We start from the raw sequence: 24,669 nt of genomic DNA, 5'->3' as shown, positions 1-24,669 counted from the left end.
CGCTCAACAGGCCGATGCCACAGCTCCGAAACCCGCCTTTGAGGCGAGTTTGACCCCTTGCCGTTTCCAATCTAGCGCGCCGGCTAACGATCAACTTAATGCTAATAAGGGTGAGAAGGTTTTTCCGGCAGCTGGCTTTGGCAAACCTGAATACCCAAGAAGAGTGCCGCTCACTAAGCCCGAATGTAAGCATGAAGTATTGGCGGAGCAGGCAAGACGCACTCGACACGATCCCGTACACCGCCTACAGCGCCGCGCGTCTTATCAAACGCGCAAAAGGTCGCTGTAGATGCACGGCGCTGTAGTGGCACCACGAGTGCAATTTGGTGGATGGCGGGGACCGTAGATCGTCGTTGGCAGCGCTGCGAGCGAATATTCGTCAGTTGATTTAGGCTCGGGTGCGAGGGGCGCTGGGGCTGATATCGAGCGGTCGCGCACTCGTCAACTTTCGCGGTGCAACTGAGTGCATGGCCGCGAGACCGAGCACGACCGAGAACCAGAAAATCGGGTGACGAACAACCAGGTGAAAGTTGGAATATACGAACAGCGAGAAAATCAGACTTGCCACCGCTGTGAGCCCAGCCCGGTAGGCAGCGATGAGTGCCACCGTAATGATCCAGAAAAAGATCAGCATAGCTAGGATGCCGCCCTGAGTGATCAAGTCGAGGGCAGTGTTATGCGCTTCTGCTTTTTCAGGGGGCGGTAGTTTCGTCCGCTTTCCGAGAAGATGCGGGCCTGGTCCGAGGCCCAACATTCCTGATTTCAGGCCAATATCCACCGCTTCACTCCAGAGTCGAAATCGATCTTCAGCTTGATCATTTTCTGACATGGTCTCGACGATCGCTTGGCGCGCATTCTCCGCGATCTTCGGAGTGAACGGGGTTACGGACGCAAGCAGCAATGGAAGTGACAGGATTATCAGACAGGCGACGGTCATGACCAGAGACGGGTGACGCTCGGCGCGCATGAACCTGATTAGAAACTTGCTCCCCACGAAAAGCGGTACCGCAAAGCCAATGGCCACGGTAAACGAGTCACTTCGGGTCAGAATTCCGGCAATGAAAGGAGGGACCATGCAGCTAAGCGCGAAAATTTTGGTGTGCGGGCGAGCCGCCGCTTCTGCCCTTTGAAGCGACAGCAGCACAAGGACAGTGCATAAAAGACCAAATTGGTTTGGATTCATTGACCAGCCAATGAACCGGTTCCACTCCCAAAAGCCAAGGCCTGGCATGGGAACCATGCCATAGCCGCCGGCGATTAACAGAATGACCGCGACGGCGCCGCCGACCGAGAATGTCCACGCCACGCGGTGAAGCCGCCAAGCAGGGAGAATGACTAAGAGAAGCGACAAAATAGCCACGAAGGCGTAAGCTTGTCCGGTGTGCAGGACGCCCGATGGATAGATATTGTCTGTGGCCAATCCCAAAAGCAAACCTATGCTCTGGGCGAAGGTGAACACCGCCCAGAATAGCAGCATATGGGAAAGGGGCCTTGTAAGCGCCGGAGCGCCCCGATAGGCGAGGTCAGCCAGCGCTCCAATAATCCATATCGTGAGCAGCGCTTCGCCGGCTCCCCAAGGCGTGCCGGGCAGACGGAGCTGCGTCGCAGTCGACAACAACAGTCCAAATGCGAGCAGTCTATCATTAATCATTGACACGACCTGATTAGACCAAACCCAAAGCAGCAAGTGCCCGCCCTTTGGCCTCCGGGCGCACGAGCCGACGGCCCGATCTTCTCACATTCGCCTCGGTCTGGAATGTGCAAATTGGATACTGACGACGCCCAAAAAGGGCTAGGCCGCAACGCTGCTTACCCACTAAGGGGGTATTTACATCCACAACGCTGCGCCAGCATTTTAATGGGAGTGTTGCAGCAACCCCTAAAGACCGCCGGAGGCCACAATGAACCCAGGCAAGCCCAGATTGCTGGGATTGATTTTGTTGACGGGCTCGATCTTGGCGCTGTCGGTCAGCGGCAAGGTGCTTGCCTTCGACAATCTGGCGGACACACGGGTGGTCGCGGTGCCAGAGATGGCTGCCCCTGGCTATCTCGAGCGGAGCACCGATCCAGTATTTGGTACTCCTTTCGTTCGAGTGACGGATCCGGGCAAGGAGCTCATGACGGGCATCGCGTGTGATCCGGCCTTTTGCAGGCATCGCTATTCCAGCGCGCAGGCATGGAATGCCGATCAGAGTCTGCTGGTTGTCCAAAAAGGCTGTCCGGGGCTGTGCTTTCTGGACGGGCAGAACTATCGGCCGCTGTTCCAGCGCCGCCCGTCCGGTGTGTGCGAATGGCACCCGACAGATCCTGAGCAAATGATCTGCGTCAGCAATACTGAGATATTTCGCTGGATAGTGCGCAGCGATGAGCGGATGACGATCTATGCTCCCACAGAGTACCGAAAACTGGAATTCGGCCCCGGGAAGAACAACCTTTCGCGCAATGGTGATCGACTGGTGATCCGGGCTGTCAAACCGTCTGGCGAACGGGTCGCCTTTGCATACGACATACGATCGGCGACAAAATACCCCGATATCCAGCTTGATCATGAGGGCACCAACAACTACTGCACCATTTCGCCTTCGGGCCAGTACATCTTCTGCCATGAAGACATGCCTGACGGCAGTGACATCGCCGACATCTTCAGTTTTGACGGCCATCCGATCCAGCACTGGCCTGAGCATCATCGACCTGGCCACGGCGACATGACGATCGACAGCGACGGCAGCGATGTCTATGTCGGAATAAGCAAGAGCGAGCCGGACAAATATCAAGTCATCAAGAGGCGCCTCTCAGACGGTAAGGTGACGGTCCTGACACCGCCCGGCTTTGCGCAGCACGCATCAGCCCGCAGCATCAACCGGCCGGGCTGGGTATTCCTGACATACAGCGGCTCACACGAGCGGGCAGGGCGAAGCGGAACGACGCCCTTGTATGGGGAAATCGTCGCATTAAAAATTGACGGAAGGGGCGAAATCCGGCGTATCGTCCATCATCGAAGTGTGAAACACGACTATCTGAGCGAGGCGCATGCATCGCCTTCACCTGATGGCTCGCAGATCATTTGGGCGAGCAATTGGGGGCAACCCGGTGGACCTGTTGCGGCTTACGTTGCCCGGCTTACCTGGCCAGAAACGATCACGGCAGATCACTTGTCCCCCCCTGTTCCCAAGAAGGAAACGCGTCTTGACGAGTGACCGGCGAGGCTTGGCAGCGCGCAGCGCGATTGGCCTGATGTGGACTGGCCTTTCTATGGGCGGGCTAGCCGTTGCGGAACTCGTCGCCCTCATCGTTTTGGCCAGATTGCTTGCTCCGAGTGAGTTTGGGCTCTATGCCGCAGCGCTGGTCGTCATTAATTTTTCCGCAATATTCGAAGGTCTGGGCGTCGCTCAGGCGATTGTGCAGCGACCTGTTGTGGAAGAATCCCATCTACGTGTTGGGTTCACAATGTCGCTCATTTTCAGCCTTTCCATGGCTGGGCTCGTCTGGTGGGCAGCGCCAACTATCGCGGACCTGTTCCGCTTAACCGAACTTGCTCCCGTGGTGCGCGCGGCCTGCGCCGTATTCCTGTGTCGTGGAATATCGATGGTGGCGCAGGCCTCGGCCCAGCGCGCGTTGCGGTTTCGGTGGCTCGCGGGTATCGAGGCGGGCGCCTTTGCGATCGGGTTCGTTCTCGTCGGTCCCCTATTAGCCTGGCGGGGGCTTGGGATCTGGGCCCTTATTGGCGCCCTGGTGTGCCAGCATTTCGTGCGCATGCTTGCGCTGCTCATCGGACAGCCGCACCCGAAACGGCTTCTGCTGGAACGACGCGCGATCGGACACCTGCTCTATTTTGGAGGTGGCTTTACCATCGCTCGCATATTCAATTACCTGGCCGGTCAGGCCGACAAAGCGGTCGTAGGGCGTTGGCTAGGAGCTGAGTCGCTGGGGCTGTATGCGCTCGCATCGCAGCTGATGACAGCACCCGCAGTCATTGTTGGCCAGACCCTCGATATGGTCTTGTTTCCGACGATGGCGCTGATCCAGCAGGAGCCGGCGCGATTGGCACGCGCATTTCGCGGCGCAGTCGCGTCCTGTGCATTGCTTGTGCTTCCCGCCAGCGTGGTGGTAATGGCTGTCCTGCCGGAACTGGTACAGGTGCTGCTCGGCCCGGGATGGGAGAACGCGGTACTCCCGCTTCAGATCCTGGCGGCGGGAATGCTATTCCGCACCAGTTACAAGCTCAGTGATTCGATTACCCGGGCAACCGGGGCCGTATACGCCCGCGCGTGGCGGCAAGCCGTTTTCGCCTTCGCAGTCGGGGCCGGCTCATTCATCGGGCAACATTGGGGTGTGACAGGAGTGGCGCTTGGGGCCGTCATAGCGGTGGCGAGCAACTTCCTTCTCATGGCGCAGCTCAGCCTCCGCCTTACGGGACTTAAGTGGTCGGACTTTGCCGTCGCGCACCTACCCGGCGTGGCGCTAGCGGTCACGGTAGGAGGCGGCGCCTGGATGTTTGCGAATTTATTGCGAGAACTTCACACGCCGCCGCTCTCCCTGCTGGGAATGATCGTGCTTACCACGGCCCCTGCCAGCGCGCTGTTGTGCTGGTGCGCACCAGCGTTGTTCCTTGGTCACGATGGCAGGTCGGCATTGCAAGTCCTCATGAGCCTTGCCCCAGCTTGGCTCCAGCGCCGCCCAACATAGCGGCGGGGCGGCAAGGCGGGTAGGAGGCCCCCCATGCCTGTCACCCTTCAGGACTAGTCCTGATTTGAAATGGGGCCGCTTTGCCTCATTTCCTATCATGCCTGGGTCCCCACTCGGCTGGCCTGCGGCGCTTTAAATGCTTGGCCGCTTTGACGGGCCCGACCAGCATGACAACAGTCCCCTCGGACACATTAGCGATGTGGCGATCGGGCCTGCCAAGAGAGATTTCAAGTGACTAGATTCAGCGATGTGGAATCCTTCAGTTTAGACGTCACGAGCGACTCGCCTCGTCAGTTGCCGACATCCACGACCTTGGTGAGGACCACCGAAACCTCGACCTAGTCGACGCGCAGCACCGACTCTTCAGGCGTTACCTACATCGCCAACCCACTGCTGATCATGGGGCGCTGCTGAGCCCGCTTACCGCCTTCGCCTTTTCCGATGACCCGACCGGTGTCGCCTACAACCCGATCAACAAACACCTCTACTTCTCCGATGACGCCGGCACGAGGGCCTTGTACGAACTCGATCCGGGTCCGAACGGCCTATTCGACGGAGTCGTCGACATAGAGCCACTCGCGCACATTGGCGCCGGTTGTGACGTCATCTGGTCGCTGCACGATCACCATGACAGGCGTCTTCTGGGTATTCGGTAGACCTTTTTCGGCCTCGCAGCATCAGCCACATGCCCTTCAGCCAGACACGCAGAGGAAGCTTTGTGGAATGCAGCGGTGTGTGTGTCGTCACCGTAAACTGGAACCGACATCCGCCGCTGGAACATTGATAGAGACCCGGATGCGCACGCCGCTTGCCCATATCGCGCCCGGCGATCGCGATCGAGCGCTTGTAGCCACAGGCAGGGCAAACTCTTCCGGCCGGCCACACCATGCTTTCCAGCAATCGCCGACACTGCGCCTCATCGCGAAAGGCCACGATCATATCTTCCGCCGTCCGAATGTTGGTAAGCGCTGCAAGCATCGTTTCCGACATTCTCATCTCCTTCGGATCATGCCCGAAGAATCGCATGGAAGTCGTTGGCTATCAAGGTTATTGCTATTTTTGGTTGATAAAGGCCGCGTGTTTGAGGGAAACAATTCTTGTTCCGACCTCTACTACGCAAGTAGCATATATAATACTAATTTCACCGCAGTATCGTGTAATCTACTTCTTTTTTCACTCGCAGCGCCCCAATTTGTATGTGTTCTGTCGCCAGCCTTTGTAGTACGCTATTCTTTAGGCAGTAGAGTACCGCCGAGAATTTCTGCGGTAGTTTGGCTTGGCGTATTCGCCGAGTATTCCTTTAATCCGTTAGTACAAGCCGAGGGCGATTGGCAGTACTGTTGCGCGGCGACGATAATATTTAAGGCGGAGGGCAGTATAACCACTATCTCCAAGATCCCGGGAGCAAGGCGTATGAAAGAAAATGATATTGACTATCCCCCATTCAATGAGCTTATCGGCGCTGTCAGCGTGCGTGCGGAACCTCAACGGGAGCGCCTGCTTGTGATAATCGACACCCGTGCGCTCGATCGACAATGCCTCGCGCAGAGCATTGTTGCTCACAAGACGGACCTGCTCGTGTTGGCCTTTGGATCAATTGAGGAATGGAGGCAGAATCGCGGGCAATACCCGCCATTGTCGGCGATTCTCTTGAATATCGGGGGCAGAAATATTGCCGAGCGGGATGTGGCCGAGGAGATCCGCCGGCTCTCGTCCGAATTCGCGTCGACGCCGGTCATCGTGCTGGCCGATACGGACGAACTCGCGCAGATCATGAAAGCCCTCGAATGCGGCGCGAAGGGCTATATCCCTTCCTCGGTCACGATAGATGTCTGCATCGAAGCGATCTATCTTGCTCTCGTTGGCGGGGTCTTCGTTCCCGCCAGCTGTCTGTTCGCAATGCACCAGCTGTTCGAGTCGAGCAACACGGTCCCACACCCGCTGGCGGGTATGTTCACTTCCCGCCAAGCCGAAGTGGTCGAGGCGCTGCGGCGCGGCAAGGCCAATAAGATCATTGCCTATGAACTCAACCTGCGCGAAAGCACCGTCAAGGTTCATATCCGCAACATTATGAAGAAGGTCAAGGCGACAAACAGGACCGAAGTCGCCTACAAGTTAAACGATCTGTTGCCCAACGATCGAAGCGTGGAACGCGATCCGCAGCACCGCACGACCAGCGAACCCGATCAGCCTACATCTTCGGCGCCATCTGCCCGAAGCTTGGGAAAGCGGCAGCGCTGGTCATGCCATGGTGCGACACCTACGCCATGACACAGCATTTGGCCGAAATTGCCCGTCATGTCGCCGACGATGCGTATGCCGTCCTCATCATGGATCAGGCTGGTTGGCATATGTCCAACACTCTCGTCGTACCAGACCGTGCCGCCGGCAACCATGATTCCCTTGTCGATTGCGAGCCGCGTCGGTGGCGAGACCGCGGCCACCGCGGCACCGTTCGCTTCCCTGATGGCAGGGGCCTCGAAATAGGGCCCATCTGCACGGTATAGGCGAGACCCATCCTCTGCATCCGGTCGAGCGTCCGTTCCGATCCGGTGTTGGGCGATCGACCAGCGCAAGTCGTTGAACGGATGCGTCTTGTGCACCGCTTCGAAGACGTCGAGGATCGCGTTTGCGGCGTCATCGGTATAGGCATGGATCTCGATGGGGATGCGCCGTTCTGCGGCGAAAAGCGCGACTTTCATGAGTTCTTCGCGCGCCTCCTTTGGTAGCCCGGCCCCATCTGCACGCCGTCGTTATCCGCGGGCGTCGGGGCAATCTGAGGGAGTGGAGCGATTGAGACGGAGCCCATCGCTCAAATGCTTCCGATGCCGCGCAGAAAATCCACGTCGAATTGGACGATAGTTCACCAAAAGAGCACGGTGAGAACCTCACTGGCACCGAGGCAGCACGCTACGAATCTGAGGGCAGGAAGAGGAACCCGCCAGAAGAACCAAGGGAGCGAGAAATGATTCACGCCGATGACGGCTCACCTGTCCCAGGAGCAGCGATTGATGCGCGACAGTTGCCGCGCGTTCGTCGACGACGCAGTGACGCCTTTCATTCGATCGAACTGGCAGCGCGAATGGGACATGAGCCCGGGCGAGCGACTGCCGCGCTCGATCCTCGAGGGAGCCGAAACGATCGGCATCCGCACGATCGATGTCGCGCTCTACCAGGGCGAGGCATGCACGTCGACGTCACGCATACTCGTGCACGATGCGCTGCATGACGAGTTCCTCGAGCGTTTTGCACGTGCGACCGAGAAGCTGGTCGTCGGTGACGGCCTTGACCCCGCGACAGATATTGGGGCCATGGTCGATGCGAAGCACCGCGACAAGGTGCTGGCCTATCTCGATATCGCGCTGAAGGAAGGAGCCCGCCTAGTCACCCAGGGTAAACTTCCGACCGAGGAACGCCTGAAAGGCGGCTACTGGGTCGCCCCCACGGTCCTTGCCGATGTGACGCCCGACCTGCGCGCGAAGAGATGTTCGGCCCGATCGCCAGCATCATGCGGTTTTCTACCGAGGAAGAAGCAATCCGCATCGCCAATGACAGCGAGTACGGCCTGACGGCGGCAATCTGCACGACCGACGAAGCCCACGCCGGCAAGAGTGCGGCCAGGCTCGAAGCCGGCATGATCTTCGTCAACAACTACATGGCCGCGCCTTCCTCGGCTCCCCCTTCGGCGGTCAGAAGGGAAGCGGCTTTGGAAGGGAAAACGCCGCGGAAACTCTGCGGGAGTTTACGCGCTCCAAGAATGTGCGGTTCCCCTCGGGCAGAGGCACCATTCCGATCTGGCCGCCGAGGGACTGAGCTCTCCCTGAACCAGACATTGAACACGGTGACGGAGCCGGGCTTTCGGGCCCCGTCGCTCCATCGCGCGGATATTGCTGCTGCGTCAGAGCGCGCGACCGCCATCCACCTGGATGATATGACCGGTGGAAAAACCGAGCAACGTCGCACAGGCCAGGATGGCCGCAGCAATATCGTCGACCTCGCCGATGCGGGCGAGCGGGGTCGAGGCCGCGACCTTCTCATTGAAGCCCGAACCCCGCCCAGAAACGAATTGCGTGTCGACGACGCCGGGAGAAACGGCAAGCACCCTGACCTCCGGCGCCAGCACGCGGGCGAGGGGCTCGGTCATGACGTCGATACCAGCCTTGGCTGCGCAATAGGCGATATTCGACCCTATGCCGGTGAAGGCTGCGATCGACGAGATGGAGACGACGAGCCCATCGCCGGACTTTTTCAACAGAGGGGCGAAGGCCCGGATGGCTGCGAACTGGCTTCGCCAATTTACCTTGAAAATGTCGTCGATCAGTTCGTCGGTCAGTGCATCGAGATCCCGGGGGGCGATTGGCTTGGTGAAACCGGCCGCATTGACGAGGATATCGAGCCGGCCGAATTTCTGTTCGATGGTGCTGGCGAGGCCGCTAAGGGCGCTGGAATCCGTGATGTCGGCGGCGTAGCGCGCGTGACGTTCCGCGTTTGCAAAGGAAAAATGCGCCGCATCCGCGCTCAAGACGCTCTGTTCGCTCGGCGTATGGGTGATGAGAACCGTTGCGCCTGCCTCCGCAAACAGGCGCCCTGTCGCGGCGCCGATCGCACCGTTTCCGCCGATAAGGAGAACTGTCTTTCCAACCAAGGACCGCGGATACGCCATAAGGCTTGAGCCTGGAGAGGAGAGGGGCTCTCCAATGAAATCCGACACTGTTGACAACCAGCGCGCGACCGTTCGGCAGGGAACGATTGTCAGCGACTTCGCGCAGCTACCGGCCCTGTGCTGTCGCGCTCCATGAGTTCCACCGGCAACACGGTCTCCAAGGGGATATCGTCGTCTGCGCCGGAATTCATCAGGCGCAGCAAGATCGACGCGGCGGTGATGCCGGCATCGTATTGCTGGATCCTGACAGTTGTCAGCCGTGGACGCGCCAGATGGAGGAATGGCATGTCGTTGAAACCACTGACGGAAATGTCCGACGGGCAATCGAGGCCATTCTCTCGCAGAACGTCGATGCAGCCGAGCGCCAGGCGGTCGTTTGCGCAGAGCACGGCCGTGAAATCGTGCCCGGAAGCAAGCAGGTCGCGCGTGCAGCGGGCGCCTTCGTCTTCGTCGAAGCGTATGGCGGTAACGATGAGTTCCGGATCGAAGTCAATCGACATTCTCTCGGCGGCGCTGCGAAACGCCGCGAGGCGCAGCTGGCCGGTCGAGAGATCCTGCGGTCCGGCAAGATGCGCGATCCGCCGGTGGCCGAGCTTCGTCAGGTGGCGCAGCATCTCGCAGATGCCCATGTCCTCGTCATTGATGACGTAGGGGATGTTCGAACGTTCCACGCGTCTGTTCAGCGTCACCACCGAGAGACCATCCTGGGCGGCTTTGGCAATTGAGGGATCGCTTCTGAGCACCGCCGCGTGAATGAGGCCGTCGACGCCTCGGTCCCTGAGCACTTCGAGAAGACGAATTTCGCGCTCGCGTTCGCTATCGGTGTTGACGATGATCGACGCGTATCCGAGCGGTTCCAGAACGCTTTCGATTCCGCGCAGGATCGGCGGGAAGATGGGGTTGGTGATGTCGGGGATGACCACGCCGACCGTCATCGTCCTGTTGGTGCGGAGCCCGAAGGCAATGCGATTGGGGCGATAGTCCAACCGTTCCGCCGCCGCCTGGATCTTTGCCACGACTTCCGGCGTGATGCTCTTTCGCTCAGCGGGATCAAGCGCGCGCGACACGGTCGACACGTGAACGCCGGTCGCGCGCGCAATGTCCTTCAGGGTGGTTCGTTTCTTTTGCATGTATCACCTCGCTCCTCCATTTAAAATCTTGCCAGGAGTTTTGCAATCGTTCGCATGGGCGCTTGACAAAGCGCAAGCGGTACGCATAATCGCGGACGTGCAATCGTTTGCACATCCAGTTTTCGGCAAGGAGTTGAGGAGCTGCCCTGCCGTCGATCGAACACAAGGCGTGAGTGGCGTCCGGCGGAGCTGGGCGATTTGTCTTTTACTCGAATGCAAACGATTGCACGAAAACCTCTGGGAGGAGAAGAAATGGGAATCAATCGGCTGATCGCGGCAGCAACCATCAGTGTGCTTTCAGCAAGCACCGTTGCCAGCGCTGCGGAAACAATACGGATCGGAGCGTCGCTGCCGATTACCGGTGGCCTCTCGGTCAGCGGCGAGAAGCACAAGCGGGGCTACGAGCTCTGCAACAAGCTCATCAACGAAGCGGGCGGTATTCTCGGCAAGCAGGTGGAATTGATTGTCAGCGACAATCGCTCTGATCCGGCAACGGCCATCAACCAGTACGAACGCTTCATCAATGTCGACAAGGTCGATGCCGTCTACGGCACCTTCTCGAGCCGCCTGACCTTTCCGGTCGGCAACGTTCTGTCCAAGTACAACATGGTTCACCCGGTTCCCTCGGGCGGGGCGCTCCGGATCTATGCCCAGGGCTACAAGAACCTCTTCTACTTCCAGGTCAATGCCGCCGAATATACCGGCAAGGACATGATCGGCCTCCTGAAGGAGATCAAGGACCCGGCGGATGCGCCGAAGACTGTCGCGGTCGTCCACGCGGACGACTTCTTCGCAAACGCGATCGCCACCGGCCTCCTCGGCCAGAAGGTGATCGATCCGGCCAATGACAAGGAAATCGCCGACCTCGCTCCCGGTTACTTCAAGGAAGCCGGTATCGAAGTGGTAATGGAGGAAAAGTGGCCCGAAGAAGGGTTCAATGACTGGCTGAACCTTGCAAATTCGATCAAGCGCTCCGGCGCGGAAATGATCGTCGGCCTGACGGCTTCTGCGGAAGAAGCGGTTCAGCTCATGCGCGCTCTGAAGACCGTCGGTGCATCAGCGAAGCTCGTCTATCTCAGCCAGGGCGCGCAGACGGAATTCATCGAGGGTGTCGGCAAGGATGCGGCCGATGGTGTCGTCATCCACACCACCTGGCACAAGGATGTTCCCTTCAAGAGTACGCTCGCCGGAAAGCCGTTCGACAATGCGGATTTCGTGAAGGCATTCGAAGCCGAATACGGCGTCGAGCCGGATGAGGACAGCGCCATTCCCTTCGCCGTCTGCCAGGGCATCGAGCAGGCGATCGTCGGGGCCGGCACCACGGATAACGCCAAGATGGGCGAATGGCTGCACGCCCGCACAAAGGAGCAGCCGGTTCAGACGGTTCTCGGTAATTTCAGTTGGGACGATCTCGGCCTACCCGTCGACAAGGCGCACATCATGACGCAGTGGCAGGACGGCAAGCTGACCTTCGTTTACCCGACCGGTCAGTTCGAGGGCGTCGTGCCCTTCCGCTATCCCAAGTCCGGTTTCTGACCGTTTGCGAGATAGGGGAGGGCGTTCCGCCTGCGGCGCGCCCTCCCGATCGGCAGGCATCTACTACTGAGATATCTACTGAAAGGAGATCGCGCGGATGCTCGAGGTTAAGAACCTGTGCAAGCACTACGGCGGAATTCGCGCCGTGGATGGCGCAAGCTTCACGGTCGAGAAAGGCTCGATCACGGCACTCATCGGCCCGAACGGCGCCGGCAAGACCACGGCCTTCAATTGCATCAGTCGCACCGTCGTTCCGACTTCCGGCGAGGTCTGGCTGGACGGAGAGCGGATCGACAATCTGCGCCCGCACAAGATCACCGCAAAGGGTCTTAGCCGCACGTTCCAGATCTCACGCAATCTCGCCGACATGACGGTGCTGGAAAACGTGATCGTCCAGGCGCGCTGCCGCGGGTTCACGGAGCTGTTTCGGCCCGCAATCTCGGCGGATGAGCGGGACAAGGCGATGTCGATCCTCGATTTCCTCGGGATCACCCGCATTGCCTACGAGGACGGGCACAACCTGTCCTACGGCCAGAAGAAACTGATGGATCTGGCCGCGCTGCTGATGGCCGATCCCAAGATCATTCTGCTGGACGAGCCGGCCGGCGGCGTCAATCCGACGCTGCTCGAGGAGATCGTTGGCCACATCAAGGCGCTCAATGCCAAGGGGCTGACGGTCCTCATCGTCGAACACAACATGGACCTGATCATGCGGCTTTCGCACCGCGTCGTCGTCATGGCGCATGGGCGGGTGATCTGCGACGGCACGCCCGATGTGGTGCGTCGCGATCCGCATGTGCTCGAAGCCTATCTGGGCGGCGTACTGGAAGAGGAAGCGGCCTGATGAGCGAACTTTTGCAAGTCACCAACATCACTGCCGGCTACGGCGACGGCCCTGCCATACTTGATGGCGCCCGTCTGACGGTCGAGCCTGGCAAGGTCCACTGCATCATCGGCCCAAACGGCGCCGGCAAGTCCACGCTGTTGAAGGCGATCTGCGGCATGCTGACGATCCGCAAGGGCGATGTCGTCTTCAAGGGCGAGCGTCTGAACGGGCTACGCCCGGACCAGATCCTTCGCAAAGGCATCTGTTTCGTGCCGCAGGAACGCGCGCTGTTTCCGAAGATGACGGTGCGCGAAAACCTGCGCATGGGCGGATACGTGCTCGACGACACGAAACTGCGCGACCGCCGCATCGACGAAATCCTCGAGCGCTTCCCGGTCTTGCGCGAACGGGCCGATCAGCATGCCGGAACCATGTCGGGTGGCCAGCAGCAGACGCTTGCCATGGCGCGGACGCTGATCGTCAAGCCGGACATCGTCATGCTGGATGAACCCTCCCTCGGACTCGCGCCGAAGGTGGTCCAGGAGATGTTCGACATCATGAAGATGATGTCGAAGGAGGGCGTCACGGTGCTGCTCGTCGAGCAGAACGCGATGATGGGCCTCAAGAATTCCGACTGGGGCGTTGTCCTCGACCTCGGCCGCACCCTCTTCGAAGGGCCGGCCGAAGCGGTACTGGCGGACCCGCGCATCCAGGAACTTTACCTCGGCGGCCGCAAGGTCGCGTAGCGGAGGACATGATGACAGACATTCTTCAGATACTGATACTCGGCCTCGCCCTTGGCGGCGTGATCGCGCTGATGGGATCCGGTCTTTCGCTGGTCTTTGGCGTCATGCGCATCGTCAACCTGGCACACCCCTCACTGATCATCTGCGGCGCCTATGTTAGTTACTGGGCATTCAAGCTTTGGGGTCTCGACCCGATCGCGACGTTGCCGATCGCGGCACTGATCATGGCTGCAATCGGCGTGCTTCTCTACCGCCTCATGTTCGAAAGCCAGGCAAAAAGCGCGCGCTACTCGGAAATGACAGTGCTTTTGACCTTCGCACTGGCCATGATCGTCGAAGGTTTCCTCGGTGCCGCCTTCACCAACACCCAGCGCGTGACTTCGCCCGATTACGCGACGGATGCCTTCTTCATCGGCAGCCTGTTCATTCCGAAGGGGCAGTTCTATGCCGGGGTAGTGTCGCTGGCGATCATCGGTGCGCTGACGCTGTTCCTCAACTACTCGCGGCTTGGCTACGCCATCCGCGCAACGACCCAGAACCGTGAGGCTGCCGAGCTTCTCGGCGTCAATGTCAACCTGATCAGCATGGTGGCCTTCGCGATCGGGATCGGGCTTGCCGGCGCTGCAGGCTCTTTGGTGAGCTTCGTCTTCAGCTTCTTCCCCGCCAAGCAGTGGGAATGGATCGCGATGCTGATGTCGGTCGTCGTCCTCGGCGGCATGGGCAGCGTGCTCGGCACCGTCGTCGCCTCGCTCCTTCTTTCGGTCGTCGCCGCCTTCGTCGGCACCTGGGTGGGCGCCACCTGGTCGACAATGACCTTCTTTCTCGCACTCTTCGTCATCCTGCTGATCCGTCCCCAGGGGCTGTTCGGCGAAAAACCGGAGTTGGCATAATGGCCGCAAACCTGCAACAAGCCGACGCGAGCTCGGTGCTCGAGGCCCGTCGCATTCACAATCAGAAGCTTGCGCGCCAGCATGACCAGACCCGCGCCACATGGTTTCCCGTGGCCGTGCTCGGTGTCCTGCTCGCCCTGCCGCTCCTGCAGCTGACCGGCAACTACAACTACCTGCTGCATCTCGTGCTGTTCACCGCCTCCTATGCGGTCATGGCCAGCGGCTGGAACATCATCGGCGGCTTCGCCGGCTACATCTCGCTCGGACACGCGGTCTTCTTCGCGATCGGCGGCTATTTCTCAGGCGTGCTCCTGGCGCGATACGGGATCTCATCGCTGCTGACGGCACCGCTCGCCGGGCTGGTGGCTGCCGTCTGCGGTTATCTCATCGGCCTCATCACGCTGAAGGTTCGCGGCCCGAGCTTCATCATCTCCTCCATCGCGCTCCTGATGATCGCCCGTATCCTGTTCGATCACTGGGAGTTCATCGGCGGCGCCAATGGCTTGTCGCTGCCGGTTACCGACCTGCCGGTCGAGACTGCCAAACTGCCCTATTACTATGCCTTTGTGCTGATGGCTGCCTTCACCGTATGGGCGACCTATCGCATCAAGCATTCCAAGTTCGGGCTCGGCCTGCGCGCGCTCTCCAAGGACGAGGTCAAGGCGGAGAGCGCCGGCATCAACACCCGATTCTACAAGGTCCTTGCCTTCGCGTTGTCGGCATTCTTCGTCGGCATGGCGGGTGCTGTCTGGGGCGAATACCTCACCTATCTCCGGCCGAACATCTTCCTGATCATCCTCGTTTCGGCAAACCTGGTGCTGATGTGCATCCTCGGCGGCAAGGGCACGATTGCCGGGCCTGTCGTGGGTGCGATTCTGATCGTCGCCTTCAACGAAATCTTCGTGGCGACGCTCGGCGCGTCCGAGATCAACATCATGGCGACCGGTTTCGTCATGGTCCTGGGACTGATGTTCTTCCCCAACGGCGTGATCGGGACGCTGGCCCGCAAGGGCAAGCTGCCCCGCGTCCTCAACTGGGATTGATGGAGGCGACCATGCAGGACTTCATTCTCTACAACGCTCCTCAATCGACGTGCAGCCAACGGGTGCGATACGTTCTGCACGCGAAGGGCCTCGCATTCGAGGAGCACAAGCTCGATCTGTTCACCGGCGATCAGCTGAAACCCGAATACCTCGCGATCAATCCGAACGGGGTGGTGCCTTCGCTCGTTCACCAGGGCCGTGCGGTCACCGACTCCGCCGTCATCATGGATTATCTCGAGGACATTCTCCCAGGTGCGTTTCGACCATGGGACGCCTTCGAAGCGGCGAAGATGCGGGCGATGATGCGCTTCATCGACGAAGTACCGACGCCGGCGATCCGGGTGCCTTCCTACAACCTCGCCTTCCTGCCGCACTACCAGGCGATGACGGCAGAGGAGTTCCAGGCGGTCTGTGACGCAAAGCCGCTTCGTCGCGAGTTCCTGATGAAGATGGGGCGCACCGGCTTCCCGGAGCAGGAAATGAACGAAGCGCTCGGCCGCCTGCAACGCGGTGTTCAGCGCATGGCGAGCTGGCTTTCCGACAATGGCGGACCGTGGATCATGGGCGATAAGATGACGCTGGCGGATATCGCGATCATGCCGGTGATCGTCCGGATGGACGATATCGGTCTCTCCTCGATGTGGGCGGATGCGCCGGCGATCCAGCGTTGGCTCGAAGCCATCCGCGCAACCGACGCGTTCACCGAGACCTACTACTACGGGTCGCTGCTGACCGAAAAATACCCGCACCTGAGGTCGGCGAAGCCCGAACTTCGGGTCTCCTAGTCAGGCCAGTGATGCGGAAAGGAGAACAGGATGAACAGCCATATCAGCCCCGAAGTAAAAACTGATCTCGAAGGAAACCGACGTCGCGCCGACGGTGCTTGCCGCCATGTCGCACGGAGACGATCCGCGGCTCAAACAGCTCATGGATGCGATGGTCAGCCATCTGCATGCATTTCTGCTGGAGACGCGTCCGACAGAGGCAGAGTTCGAATACGCCCTGCGCTGGATCACGGCGCTCGGACAGGCGACCAACGAGGCCCACAACGAACGGTGCTTGCCGCCGACGTGCTCGGCGCATCGACGCTCATCGATCTGATCAACATCGACGGGACGCAGGGCGAGACGCTGTCGGCGCTTCTCGGGCCTTTCTATCGCGGTGGCGCGCCGAAATGTGTGAACGGCGACTGCATCGCGCGCTCCGATACGCCTGAGCCTAAGCTCTATTTCACGGGTCGTGTGACGGATCCCGCCGGTCGGCCCGTCGAGGGGGCAACCCTCGATGTCTGGCAGGCGTCCCCAGTCGGGCTCTACGAGAACCAGGACGAGACGCAGGACGACTTCAACCTTCGCGGCCGGCTCACGACGGATAGCGATGGAAACTTTCATTTCGTGTCCGTGAAACCGGCAGGCTATCCGGTTCCAACCGGTGGCCCGGTCGGCGACCTCCTGCGGGCACAGAAGCGGGCGCCGATGCGTCCGGCCCACATCCACTTCATCGTCTCGGCACCCAGCTACAAGACTCTCGTCACCCAGATCTTTTCCGACAGTCACGAAGCCCTGCTAACCGACGTTGTTTTCGGCGCGAAACAGCAGATTGTCGGGAAATTCTTCCGGCACGACAGTCCGGACTCCGGATTTCCGGGCGCCCAGGCGCCATTCTACAGCTGCAACTATCACTTCAAACTGGTGGAGGGCCAATCGATCCTGCCGGTGCCTCCGATCTCCGGAAAGAAGGTGGTGGCGCATCATGGCTGACGGATCAAATGGATCATTCCTTGGGAAGGAGAGTCTGTGATGCAGCAGAACGTCATCATTACCTGTGCGGTCACGGGTAACCTCACGACCCGGGAGAACACCCCCGCACTTCCCGTCACGCCCGAGGAGATCGCCAATTCCTGCCTGGAAGCGGCCGATGCCGGTGCGGCGATCGCGCATATTCACGTGCGGGACCCGGTTACGGCGAAGCCCTCCATGGAGCTTGGATACTACCGCGAGGTCGTCGAGCGCATACGGGCCAAAAACACGGCGCTGATCCTCAACGTGACGACCGGGCCGGGCGGACGCTATCACCCGAGCGACGAGAACCCGGCGGTCGCCGGACCACGAACCACGCTGATGCGGCCGGAAAAGCGGGTCGAGCACATCGTCGCGCTGAAACCGGACATCGCCACGCTCGATCTCAACACCATGACCTTCGGGTCGGAAGTCGTGATCAACACGCCGGCCAACGTAAAGATCATGGCCGACATCATCAACGAGGCGGGTTCCAAGCCGGAGCTCGAGGTCTTCGATACCGGGCATATCCAGCTCGCACAGGACCTTTTGAAAGCGGGCGTGCTGAAGTCGCCGGCGATGTTCACGATCGTGACCGGCGTCAAGTACGGCTTCCCGTCGACCACCGACGTCATGGCGACCGCCGCCCGAATGCTGCCCGGCGACGCCGTCTGGACCGGGTTCGGTGTCGGTCGAATGTCGTTCCCGATGGCCGTCCAGGCCTATCTGCTCGGCGGTCACGTTCGCGTTGGCCTGGAGGACAACTCCTACATCGCCAAGGGCGTGCTCGCCAAAGGCAATGGCGAACTGGTCGAACGGGCAAGAGACCTGATCGAGAAGCTCGGCGGAAGGATCGCCGAGCCTTCCCAGGCCCGTGAGATCCTCGGACTGCGCGCATAAGCATCGACATCTCCAAGGAGGCATAGAATGAACATTCAGGTGGACGCCAAGATCGCCCGGGCATTGAGGGTGACGGAAAAATCCCCCGATCTCGACAATCTCAAGATCGACGTCGTCGACGTTGCAGTGCCGCGACCGGGACCGGGCCAGGTGCTGGTGGAGATCATGGCGGCAGGGGTAAACCCCAGCGACGTGAAAGCATCCCTCGGACATATGCCGCACGCCGTCTGGCCACGCACGCCCGGTCGCGATTTCGGCGGCATAGTGCGCGAAGGACCGTCATCGATGATTGGCATGGAGATCTGGGGTGGCGGCGGCGAGCTCGGCATCACCCAGGACGGCAGCCACGCCAAATGGATGGTGCTCGATCAGAAGGCCGTGCGTGCCAAGCCCGCGAATTTCACGATGCAGGAAGCAGGCTCGATCGGCGTGCCCTTCATCACGGCCCATGAGGGCCTGCGCGAAGCCGGCGGCGTGCAGCCGACGGATGTCGTGCTCGTCTGCGGCGGCAATGGCAAGGTCGGGCAGGCGGTCATCCAGCTGGCGACCATGGCGGGGGCCAAGGTCTTTGCGGTCGAATACAACGAGCAGCCGCTGCTGGCGCATAGCAACGCGCCCGTCGAGATGCTGAACAGCGCCAAGGATGATGTCGCCGCGATCGTGCGCGAGAAGACCGGCGGCCACGGCGCCGACATCGTCTTCAACACGGTCGGCAGCCCCTATTTCGAAATCGCCAACAACGCGATGGCGAAGCAGGCTCGACAGGTGTTCATCTCCACCTTCGATCGCGCAGTGCCTTTCGATATCTTCAACTTCTTCCGAGGCCGCCACAAATATATCGGCATCGACACGCTGGCACTGTCTTCCGTCGAGGGCGCGCGCATCTTCGACAGGCTCAAACCGAAGTTCGAAGAGGGCAAGCTCAAGCCGTTCCCCATCAATCCGGCGACCGTCTACGGCCTCTCCGATGCCGCCAAGGCCTATGCTTCGGTGTTGCGCGGCACGCCCGAGCGCGTGCTGCTGGTACCTTAAGGAGCGGGCGATGCAGGTGACACGCTATGGCGGCGCCAAGCCATACGAGGCGGCAGAGCATTACGGCATGCATTGTCTGCGGCTTCAGGGAAAGGAGGCGACGACGACCGATACGATCTGGATCGGCCTGTCGCACCTCCTGCCTGGCGGCCATACGTCGCTGAAAGACGCCACGGTCGAAAAGATCTACATCGTCGTTGCGGGCGAGGTGACGGTCGAAACCGGCACCGAGAGCGCCACGCTCGGCTTTCTCGACAGTTGCCGGCTGGCACCCGGCGAGGCGCGCGCGCTCGTCAACCGCACCAATGCGCCGGCGTCCATCCTGCTCGCCATGCCGACCTGAGAGCGTCGCCGAAGACTGGTGGAGAGCATTGATGGGGTCATCGGGTCGGTACAGGCTGGGGGTGCGTGAGCCACGCATCCCCAGCGACGGTCGAGCGCCGGGAGCAATGGTGATCGGTGACGTCGGCTCGATGAACGTGTCAGCATACGGGAGGACGTGCATGGTGCAGAGTGAAAACCGGTTGGCCAGCGTCGTCGAGCACTGGCTCCCGCGCATGGAGGTTGCCGGGATACCGTCGGTGACGGCGCGCGCGGTGATCGAGCGCGCCGGAGTATGGCAAAAATGGCTTTCGACTTGGAGCGAAGAGGGCGAGCGTCAGGCCGAACTCGGCGATATGGCTCTTGCTGTCGGTCGCCACTTAACAGCGGGCGAGGCCTATGCCCGCGCGAGCCTTTTCTATCATTTCGGACAGTTCATGGCGTTCGAAGACCTTGAAGCCAAGGCGAGGGCAGCCGCTCGGAAGGTGCAACTCTACCACCTCGCCGCTCCCTTGCTCGATCCGCCGGCTGAGATGATCGCTGTACCGTTCGAAGGCGGGGTCCTGCAGGCGTCCCTGCGGATCCCGAAGGGAGAAAGCCGCTATCCGCTGGCGCTGATCATCCCCGGCTCGGATTCGACCAAGGAGGAGTTTCCGGCATTCGAGCGGCATTTCCATGCCCGCGGTGTTGCCACCATGTCTCTCGACGGTCCCGGGCAGGGCGAGGGGCGTTCGATGGGAGCGTTGCGCCCGGATATCGGTCCGGCCGTTCAGGCGGCAATCACGTCGGTAGAAGCGCATCCGAGACTTTCGGGAAAGGTCGCCCTCGTCGGCATGGCCTTCGGCGGTTTTCTCGCCCTGCGTGCGGCTGCGTCGGTCCCGACCGTGGCTGGCATCGTCTCCATCAACGGCTTCTTCGATCTCGGCGGGTTCTGGGGCGAACTCCCGCAAGTCTATCGAGACAACATGCGCTTCTCACTTGGCGGCGAGAACGTCCGCGAGCGCGCGGATTGCTTTACGCTTAGGGGCTGCGCTCCGCCAACTGTGCCGGCTCTCATTCTTCACGGCGGCCGTGACAGGATCTTCCCATCCTCCGAAGCGGCGAAGTGTGCCGACATCTGCTCTCGTGGAGCCGGGCTACACATATTCGAGGAGGGCAACCACGTCTGCAACAACATCCCTTGGCTCTATCGCCCGCTCGTCGCCGATTGGGTGGCGGAGCGTTTGAGCGGGCAATAGCCGCAAGGTCTGTTATTATGGCCGTCTCGGCTGGCCCGGCCGGGGCGCCCGACCAAAGCACGCCGCTTGGGCGGTCGCTTTACGCGGACGGCCATTCCTCACAAAGCGCAATCAGTGCCGTCGGCGAAAGCTTGTCGAGCGCGAGGTCGGGCAAAAGGTCGTTGTCGCCCACGAGATTGCGGCCCATCGCCGCCGAGAACAGGCTGGCCTCGAGCAACGATGCGGGTTGGCCGACGATGCGGCAGAGAAGGCTGGTCAGCTTGCTGACGGCCGGTCAGAAGCGTCATGCCCCAGACGTTGATGGGTAAGCTTACGCCCTCCGTGCCAGCCGCCGCGGCAGATAGAGCGTACCGAAGGAGCTGTGCGAACTGATAATGACCGGCCTTGGCGAGGAAAGGCGCCATGTCGCAAGCGATCGCACCCGCGCCGAGAACACCGAGACGCATAAACCCCTCCCTGCAATCGCTTCCGTCGCTCTCGCAGATCGGCCCTCACGGTCATTGAAACGGACCAAGAGCCGATGTGTCCCGTTAGGAGCCGGCTGATCGGATTTTCTACGAACGGCTCCAACAAAGAAACTTGTCTTTTGTCACTAGCGCATAGAATGCGTTTTATGCAGTATGAGTCAGTCATAATGCATGGAGCGCATGATAATCCATGGAAGTTCGCGATCTCGAGGCCTTTCTCGCAGTCATGTCGACAGGCAGCATCACCGGCGCCGCCCGCATGCTTGACCGATCGCAGTCGCAGGTGACGCGGCTTATTCAGGATCTGGAAACGTCGCTTGGATTTGCGCTGTTCGAGCGAAATGGACCTAAGATCTCCCCGACCGACAAGGGGATTGCCTTCCACGAAGATGCCGAACGCTTTCTCAGCGGCATCGGCCACCTGCGCAATCGAGCCAAGGCGATTGCCGGCAAGGAACCCGAGCCGATCGAGATCGCCGCAACGCCGGCTTTTGCGAGTGGCATCATCCCGATCGCGCTTGCGGAACTACCCGAGCATTTTCTGCCGCACACAATCCAGCTTCGCAGCATGCCGGCGGAAGCGGCCGTGCAGTCGGTGCTCGCGCGCACTGCGGATTTCTGCGTGACCTCTCTGCCGGCCGATCAGCCGGGGCTTGAAGTGCAGGGGTTTTTCGAGGGGCGCTGCGTGGCCGCGGTAGCGCCGCATGATCCTCTGGCTGCGAAGGACGTGATTTCGATCGCGGACCTCGCCGGACGCACCCTCATAACCATGGCCAATCCGTTTCGTTTGCGCCGCCGTGTCGATGAAGCACTGGAGGCGGCCAGCGTGCGGCCCAATCGCGTCATCGCGACCAATGCGGCCAACAATGCCGTGCAGATCGCATCGCTCGGGCTCGGCGTCGCGATCATCGAGCCAGCGACGGCCTATGGCCTGCAATCGGCGCCCGTCGCAGTTCGCCCGCTTGATGTCGAGATTCCCTTCCTTTGGGCGATCCTGTCGGCGGCCTCGCGCCCGCTCTCGGCCGGCGTCCAGGAACTGGTTCAACGCATCGCGCGGATCGCATCGGAGCGCATGCCGGATTTCACCGTCCACGATCCGCGACAGATGGCGCGCATCGCCGAAAAGACCTTCGCCGGCCGAAATGCCGGCGATGGCACGCTGTCGGACAACCGGCAGCGAAATAAAGGGGAGCAAAAGCTCGACACGCCCGAGAACGAAAACTGAGCTCGTAAAATGAGGAGAACGACATGAAAAATTTGGACGTAACCCGCCGCTCGACTTTGAAACTGCTGGCGACGGGCGCAGGCGTATTGGCCGCGCCATCGATCATCCGTCCCGCCTTTGCTGAGAGTAAGGTCGTCAACATCACGACCTATGACAAATTCGTACCGCAGTCCTTCATCGACCAGTTCCAGAAGGATACGGGCATCGAGGTCCGCATCCGGCTGACCGACGACCAGGGAAAGCAGTACAACCTGCTGACCGCCGAAGGTGCCACGCCTTCCACGGACATCGTGACCGTTACCGGCCACCGCCTGTCTCAGTTCATGAAGTCCAACTTGCTGGCGTCCCTCGACACCGCGCGGCTCAAGAACTGGGACAAGCTTGCCGCCGCCTACAAGGGTGCGCCGCAGCTCACCGTGGACGGCAAGACCTTCGGCGTGCCGCTGCTTGCGGGCTTTGAGGGTCTCGTACGCAACACGGAATACGCCAAGGCCTCCGATAGCTGGGGCATCATGTTCGATGACGAGAACAAGAACCTGACGTCGTACATCGTCAGCGACTTCCTCTCCATCGTCATGCGCTACCAGGGCAATGACGGCGACTATGTGACCTATGGCGACAAGCCCGATGTAGCGCAGACCGCAACGAACCAGGCGCGTGACTTCCTGATCCAGCACAAGGACAAGGTGCGCAAATACTACGATGCGGGCTCCGAGCTGCAGCAGATGTTCGTCAACGAGGACATCTATCTGGCGCAGGCCTGGTCCGGGCCGGCCGCCAAGCTCGTCATGGACGGCCATCCGATCGAGATCTCGGTGCCCAAGGAAGGGACCTTCGGCTTCCTCTATTCGTTCAACGTCGTCAACAACGCGCCGAACGCGGACGCCGCCTACACCTTCCTTGATGCGATCCTGTCCTCGCCGGAAATCGGCGCGGCGATGACCCGTCAGTCCGGCTTCTCTTCGGCCTTCGACGGGGTCGACAAGGTGCTGAACGACAAGGAGCGCGCGGCCCTGTCGCTGCCGCCCGAGCAGGTCGAACGCATCCAGTTCTTCAGCTCGATCAACCGCGACATGAAGAACGACTTGATCGACAAGGCCGCTGCGGAGATCAAGGCAGCCTGACTGCGGCCTTCTGGGTGACCGGTCTTCCGGCCGGTCACCCATAAAAAATGGACTCTTCCAGAGCCGGGAACAAAAGAATGCTGGATACGACAACGCAACCGCGATCCGTCGGTTTGCCGACGGCACCGCGCTACGCCGGATGGATCGGCAGGGCGGCGAGTTCGGGACTCTATCGCAACACGATCGGGCTTCTCGTCGACAGCCGACGTGTGCGTCTCGCCGTGCTTGCGGGCGTGCCGCTTCTGTGGATCGCCATGCTGCACATCGGGCCGATCTTGCAGATGGCCAATATCAGCCTTCTCGCCAACTATCCGCCGCAACCCGACAAGAGCAGCGAGTACACGCTGGCAAATTACGGGCTTTTCTTTTCCGACCGGCTCTATTTCGTGCCCTTCGTCCGCAGCCTGGTCTTTGCCGCGGTGGTCACGATCTCGACGCTGGTGATCGTCTATCCCGTCGCCTACTACGTCGCGAAGGTGGTGCAGCCGAAGAACCGGATGCGGGCATTGTTGCTGTTGCTCATTCCCTTCTGGGCCGGCGAGCTGATCCGTACCTTTTCGGTCATCATGTTGCTTGCCAATCGTGGAGCGCTGAACGTGCTCCTCAGGGAATTCGGCTTCATCGACCGGCCGATCCCGATGCTCTACACCTTCTTTTCGCTGAGCTTCGGCGTCATCTATCTGCTTGCGCTCTACATGCTCCTGCCGCTCTATTCGGCGATCGAGAAGATCCCGACACCGCTGATCCAGGCGGCGGCCGATCTTGGTGCCGGACCCTTCCAACGGTTCCGCCGGGTCATCTTGCCGCTCTCGAAGGACGGCATCGTCTCCGGCTGCAGCCTCGTCTATCTGACCGCCGTCGGCGTCTTCGCCGCGCCGCTGCTGCTGGGCGGCCCGAATTCAGTCATTTTCCCCGAGGTCATCGCGACGCTGTTCCACGGGTCGAACGACAAATGGCCGGAAGGCGCTGCGTTCTCGATGATAATGCTCGTGGTGTCGCTGACGACCGTCGGACTTTTCATGCGGATCGTCGGCGGCCGCTCGGTCCGGCTGATGTAAGGGCGG

22 protein-coding genes and 5 pseudogenes are annotated in these 24,669 nt (G+C 60.6%); 20 read left to right on the top strand and 7 right to left on the bottom strand.

Translation table 11 applies throughout. From position 1 onward, the window contains the following. Positions 1 to 388 precede the first annotated feature (388 nt). Complete coding sequence (locus ACN9MO_RS22920) at positions 389 to 1,651, bottom strand: O-antigen ligase family protein (protein ID WP_113480111.1); 1,263 nt, start codon at positions 1,649 to 1,651, stop codon at positions 389 to 391. Positions 1,652 to 1,901: 250 nt separating this feature from the next. Between ACN9MO_RS22920 and ACN9MO_RS22915 the strand changes: the two genes are divergently transcribed. Both ACN9MO_RS22915 and ACN9MO_RS22910 read left to right on the top strand, forming a co-directional pair. Continuing rightward, complete coding sequence (locus ACN9MO_RS22915) at positions 1,902 to 3,197, top strand: hypothetical protein (RefSeq protein WP_192496008.1); 1,296 nt, start codon at positions 1,902 to 1,904, stop codon at positions 3,195 to 3,197. Then, entirely contained in the window at positions 3,187 to 4,686 is a 1,500-nt protein-coding gene (locus ACN9MO_RS22910) for a lipopolysaccharide biosynthesis protein (RefSeq protein WP_244495608.1), read from the top strand. The genes ACN9MO_RS22915 and ACN9MO_RS22910 overlap by 11 nt, the downstream gene beginning before the upstream one ends. A 590-nt stretch (positions 4,687 to 5,276) precedes the next feature. Here the strand turns inward: ACN9MO_RS22910 and ACN9MO_RS22905 are convergent. Continuing rightward, positions 5,277 to 5,676 (bottom strand): annotated as a pseudogene (locus tag ACN9MO_RS22905) (transposase); the annotation flags it as partial. A 423-nt stretch (positions 5,677 to 6,099) separates the two neighbouring features. Between ACN9MO_RS22905 and ACN9MO_RS22900 the strand changes: the two are divergent. Both ACN9MO_RS22900 and ACN9MO_RS22895 read left to right on the top strand, forming a co-directional pair. Further along, positions 6,100 to 6,957, top strand: coding sequence for a response regulator transcription factor (locus tag ACN9MO_RS22900; protein WP_082615845.1), 858 nt, complete (start codon positions 6,100 to 6,102; stop codon positions 6,955 to 6,957). Beyond that, positions 6,876 to 7,193: pseudogene (locus tag ACN9MO_RS22895) on the top strand (hypothetical protein); the annotation flags it as partial. The gene ACN9MO_RS22900 and the pseudogene ACN9MO_RS22895, both read left to right, overlap by 82 nt. Here ACN9MO_RS22895 and ACN9MO_RS22890 read toward each other — a convergent pair. Beyond that, a pseudogene (locus ACN9MO_RS22890) lies at positions 7,077 to 7,406 on the bottom strand (hypothetical protein); the annotation flags it as partial. The pseudogenes ACN9MO_RS22895 and ACN9MO_RS22890 overlap by 117 nt on opposite strands. A gap of 258 nt (positions 7,407 to 7,664) precedes the next feature. Here ACN9MO_RS22890 and ACN9MO_RS22885 point away from each other — a divergent pair. After that, positions 7,665 to 8,296: pseudogene (locus ACN9MO_RS22885) on the top strand (aldehyde dehydrogenase family protein); the annotation flags it as partial. A gap of 288 nt (positions 8,297 to 8,584) precedes the next feature. Here the strand turns inward: ACN9MO_RS22885 and ACN9MO_RS22880 are convergent. After that, complete coding sequence (locus ACN9MO_RS22880) at positions 8,585 to 9,331, bottom strand: SDR family NAD(P)-dependent oxidoreductase (RefSeq protein ID WP_244495607.1); 747 nt, start codon at positions 9,329 to 9,331, stop codon at positions 8,585 to 8,587. Positions 9,332 to 9,438: 107 nt separating this feature from the next. Next, a complete protein-coding gene (locus tag ACN9MO_RS22875; protein WP_057251155.1) occupies positions 9,439 to 10,479 on the bottom strand; it encodes a LacI family DNA-binding transcriptional regulator in 1,041 nt (346 codons plus the stop codon). Positions 10,480 to 10,731: 252 nt separating this feature from the next. On the opposite strand from ACN9MO_RS22875, the gene ACN9MO_RS22870 reads away from it, so the two are divergent. The 12 genes from ACN9MO_RS22870 to ACN9MO_RS22815 all read left to right on the top strand — a co-directional run bounded on the left by ACN9MO_RS22870 (position 10,732) and on the right by ACN9MO_RS22815 (position 20,789). Further along, on the top strand, positions 10,732 to 12,015 hold the full coding sequence (locus tag ACN9MO_RS22870; RefSeq protein WP_057251154.1) for an amino acid ABC transporter substrate-binding protein: 1,284 nt from the start codon (positions 10,732 to 10,734) through the stop codon (positions 12,013 to 12,015). A gap of 97 nt (positions 12,016 to 12,112) precedes the next feature. After that, positions 12,113 to 12,859 (top strand): ABC transporter ATP-binding protein, encoded by a 747-nt coding sequence (locus tag ACN9MO_RS22865; protein WP_057251153.1) that lies wholly within the window; start codon positions 12,113 to 12,115, stop codon positions 12,857 to 12,859. Beyond that, positions 12,859 to 13,587, top strand: a complete 729-nt coding sequence (locus ACN9MO_RS22860; RefSeq protein WP_057251152.1) for an ABC transporter ATP-binding protein — start codon at positions 12,859 to 12,861, stop codon at positions 13,585 to 13,587. The genes ACN9MO_RS22865 and ACN9MO_RS22860 overlap by 1 nt, the downstream gene beginning before the upstream one ends. A gap of 11 nt (positions 13,588 to 13,598) precedes the next feature. After that, on the top strand, positions 13,599 to 14,477 hold the full coding sequence (locus ACN9MO_RS22855; protein ID WP_057251151.1) for a branched-chain amino acid ABC transporter permease: 879 nt from the start codon (positions 13,599 to 13,601) through the stop codon (positions 14,475 to 14,477). Then, a complete protein-coding gene (locus ACN9MO_RS22850; protein ID WP_057251150.1) occupies positions 14,477 to 15,520 on the top strand; it encodes a branched-chain amino acid ABC transporter permease in 1,044 nt (347 codons plus the stop codon). The genes ACN9MO_RS22855 and ACN9MO_RS22850 overlap by 1 nt, the downstream gene beginning before the upstream one ends. Before the next feature lie 11 nt (positions 15,521 to 15,531). Then, positions 15,532 to 16,305 carry a glutathione S-transferase family protein gene (locus tag ACN9MO_RS22845; protein ID WP_057251188.1) on the top strand — a complete coding sequence of 258 codons (774 nt, stop codon included), beginning with the start codon at positions 15,532 to 15,534 and terminating at the stop codon, positions 16,303 to 16,305. Between the two features lie 106 nt (positions 16,306 to 16,411). Further along, the gene (locus ACN9MO_RS22840) at positions 16,412 to 16,621 is read left to right on the top strand and encodes a dioxygenase (protein WP_200964178.1); all 210 of its coding nucleotides are present in this window, start codon (positions 16,412 to 16,414) and stop codon (positions 16,619 to 16,621) included. Further along, entirely contained in the window at positions 16,576 to 17,280 is a 705-nt protein-coding gene (locus ACN9MO_RS22835) for a catechol 1,2-dioxygenase (protein ID WP_200964176.1), read from the top strand. Before ACN9MO_RS22840 ends, ACN9MO_RS22835 begins: the two co-directional genes overlap by 46 nt. A gap of 39 nt (positions 17,281 to 17,319) precedes the next feature. Further along, positions 17,320 to 18,198, top strand: coding sequence for a 3-keto-5-aminohexanoate cleavage protein (locus ACN9MO_RS22830; protein ID WP_057251149.1), 879 nt, complete (start codon positions 17,320 to 17,322; stop codon positions 18,196 to 18,198). 27 nt (positions 18,199 to 18,225) lie between these two features. Further along, complete coding sequence (locus ACN9MO_RS22825) at positions 18,226 to 19,230, top strand: quinone oxidoreductase family protein (RefSeq protein WP_057251148.1); 1,005 nt, start codon at positions 18,226 to 18,228, stop codon at positions 19,228 to 19,230. Positions 19,231 to 19,240: 10 nt separating this feature from the next. After that, a complete protein-coding gene (locus ACN9MO_RS22820; protein ID WP_057251147.1) occupies positions 19,241 to 19,573 on the top strand; it encodes a cupin domain-containing protein in 333 nt (110 codons plus the stop codon). Between the two features lie 160 nt (positions 19,574 to 19,733). Further along, the gene (locus ACN9MO_RS22815) at positions 19,734 to 20,789 is read left to right on the top strand and encodes an alpha/beta hydrolase family protein (protein ID WP_057251146.1); all 1,056 of its coding nucleotides are present in this window, start codon (positions 19,734 to 19,736) and stop codon (positions 20,787 to 20,789) included. Positions 20,790 to 20,868: 79 nt separating this feature from the next. On the opposite strand, the gene ACN9MO_RS22810 is transcribed toward ACN9MO_RS22815, so the two are convergent. Both ACN9MO_RS22810 and ACN9MO_RS22805 read right to left on the bottom strand, forming a co-directional pair. Then, entirely contained in the window at positions 20,869 to 21,006 is a 138-nt protein-coding gene (locus ACN9MO_RS22810) for a hypothetical protein (RefSeq protein ID WP_156414639.1), read from the bottom strand. A gap of 25 nt (positions 21,007 to 21,031) precedes the next feature. Further along, a pseudogene (locus ACN9MO_RS22805) lies at positions 21,032 to 21,186 on the bottom strand (NAD/NADP octopine/nopaline dehydrogenase); the annotation flags it as partial. A 260-nt stretch (positions 21,187 to 21,446) separates the two neighbouring features. Here ACN9MO_RS22805 and ACN9MO_RS22800 point away from each other — a divergent pair. The 3 genes from ACN9MO_RS22800 (at position 21,447) to ACN9MO_RS22790 (ending at position 24,663) form a co-directional block, all read left to right on the top strand. Continuing rightward, positions 21,447 to 22,481 carry a LysR family transcriptional regulator gene (locus ACN9MO_RS22800; protein WP_082615842.1) on the top strand — a complete coding sequence of 345 codons (1,035 nt, stop codon included), beginning with the start codon at positions 21,447 to 21,449 and terminating at the stop codon, positions 22,479 to 22,481. Positions 22,482 to 22,504: 23 nt separating this feature from the next. Then, positions 22,505 to 23,605, top strand: a complete 1,101-nt coding sequence (locus ACN9MO_RS22795) for an extracellular solute-binding protein (protein ID WP_425987890.1) — start codon at positions 22,505 to 22,507, stop codon at positions 23,603 to 23,605. A gap of 77 nt (positions 23,606 to 23,682) precedes the next feature. Then, positions 23,683 to 24,663, top strand: coding sequence for an ABC transporter permease (locus ACN9MO_RS22790; RefSeq protein ID WP_082615841.1), 981 nt, complete (start codon positions 23,683 to 23,685; stop codon positions 24,661 to 24,663). Positions 24,664 to 24,669 lie beyond the last annotated feature (6 nt).

Origin of the sequence: Ensifer sp. R-19 (genome assembly GCF_049905105.1) — a bacterium.
Taxonomy (GTDB): Bacteria; Pseudomonadota; Alphaproteobacteria; order Rhizobiales; family Rhizobiaceae; genus Ensifer.
The sequence above is the reverse complement of the archived record's forward strand: the minus strand, read 5'-3'. Positions and strand labels throughout refer to the sequence as shown.

Bases quoted from the DNA above. Each gene is read 5' to 3' on its own strand.
- ACN9MO_RS22920 (WP_113480111.1), bottom strand. From the start codon at position 1,651: ATGATTAATGATAGACTGCTCGCATTTGGACTGTTGTTGTCGACTGCG.
- ACN9MO_RS22915 (WP_192496008.1), top strand. From the start codon at position 1,902: ATGAACCCAGGCAAGCCCAGATTGCTGGGATTGATTTTGTTGACGGGC.
- ACN9MO_RS22900 (WP_082615845.1), top strand. From the start codon at position 6,100: ATGAAAGAAAATGATATTGACTATCCCCCATTCAATGAGCTTATCGGC.
- ACN9MO_RS22875 (WP_057251155.1), bottom strand. From the start codon at position 10,479: ATGCAAAAGAAACGAACCACCCTGAAGGACATTGCGCGCGCGACCGGC.
- ACN9MO_RS22870 (WP_057251154.1), top strand. From the start codon at position 10,732: ATGGGAATCAATCGGCTGATCGCGGCAGCAACCATCAGTGTGCTTTCA.
- ACN9MO_RS22865 (WP_057251153.1), top strand. From the start codon at position 12,113: ATGCTCGAGGTTAAGAACCTGTGCAAGCACTACGGCGGAATTCGCGCC.
- ACN9MO_RS22860 (WP_057251152.1), top strand. From the start codon at position 12,859: ATGAGCGAACTTTTGCAAGTCACCAACATCACTGCCGGCTACGGCGAC.
- ACN9MO_RS22855 (WP_057251151.1), top strand. From the start codon at position 13,599: ATGACAGACATTCTTCAGATACTGATACTCGGCCTCGCCCTTGGCGGC.
- ACN9MO_RS22850 (WP_057251150.1), top strand. From the start codon at position 14,477: ATGGCCGCAAACCTGCAACAAGCCGACGCGAGCTCGGTGCTCGAGGCC.
- ACN9MO_RS22845 (WP_057251188.1), top strand. From the start codon at position 15,532: ATGCAGGACTTCATTCTCTACAACGCTCCTCAATCGACGTGCAGCCAA.
- ACN9MO_RS22840 (WP_200964178.1), top strand. From the start codon at position 16,412: ATGTCGCACGGAGACGATCCGCGGCTCAAACAGCTCATGGATGCGATG.
- ACN9MO_RS22830 (WP_057251149.1), top strand. From the start codon at position 17,320: ATGCAGCAGAACGTCATCATTACCTGTGCGGTCACGGGTAACCTCACG.
- ACN9MO_RS22825 (WP_057251148.1), top strand. From the start codon at position 18,226: ATGAACATTCAGGTGGACGCCAAGATCGCCCGGGCATTGAGGGTGACG.
- ACN9MO_RS22820 (WP_057251147.1), top strand. From the start codon at position 19,241: ATGCAGGTGACACGCTATGGCGGCGCCAAGCCATACGAGGCGGCAGAG.
- ACN9MO_RS22815 (WP_057251146.1), top strand. From the start codon at position 19,734: ATGGTGCAGAGTGAAAACCGGTTGGCCAGCGTCGTCGAGCACTGGCTC.
- ACN9MO_RS22800 (WP_082615842.1), top strand. From the start codon at position 21,447: ATGGAAGTTCGCGATCTCGAGGCCTTTCTCGCAGTCATGTCGACAGGC.
- ACN9MO_RS22795 (WP_425987890.1), top strand. From the start codon at position 22,505: ATGAAAAATTTGGACGTAACCCGCCGCTCGACTTTGAAACTGCTGGCG.
- ACN9MO_RS22790 (WP_082615841.1), top strand. From the start codon at position 23,683: ATGCTGGATACGACAACGCAACCGCGATCCGTCGGTTTGCCGACGGCA.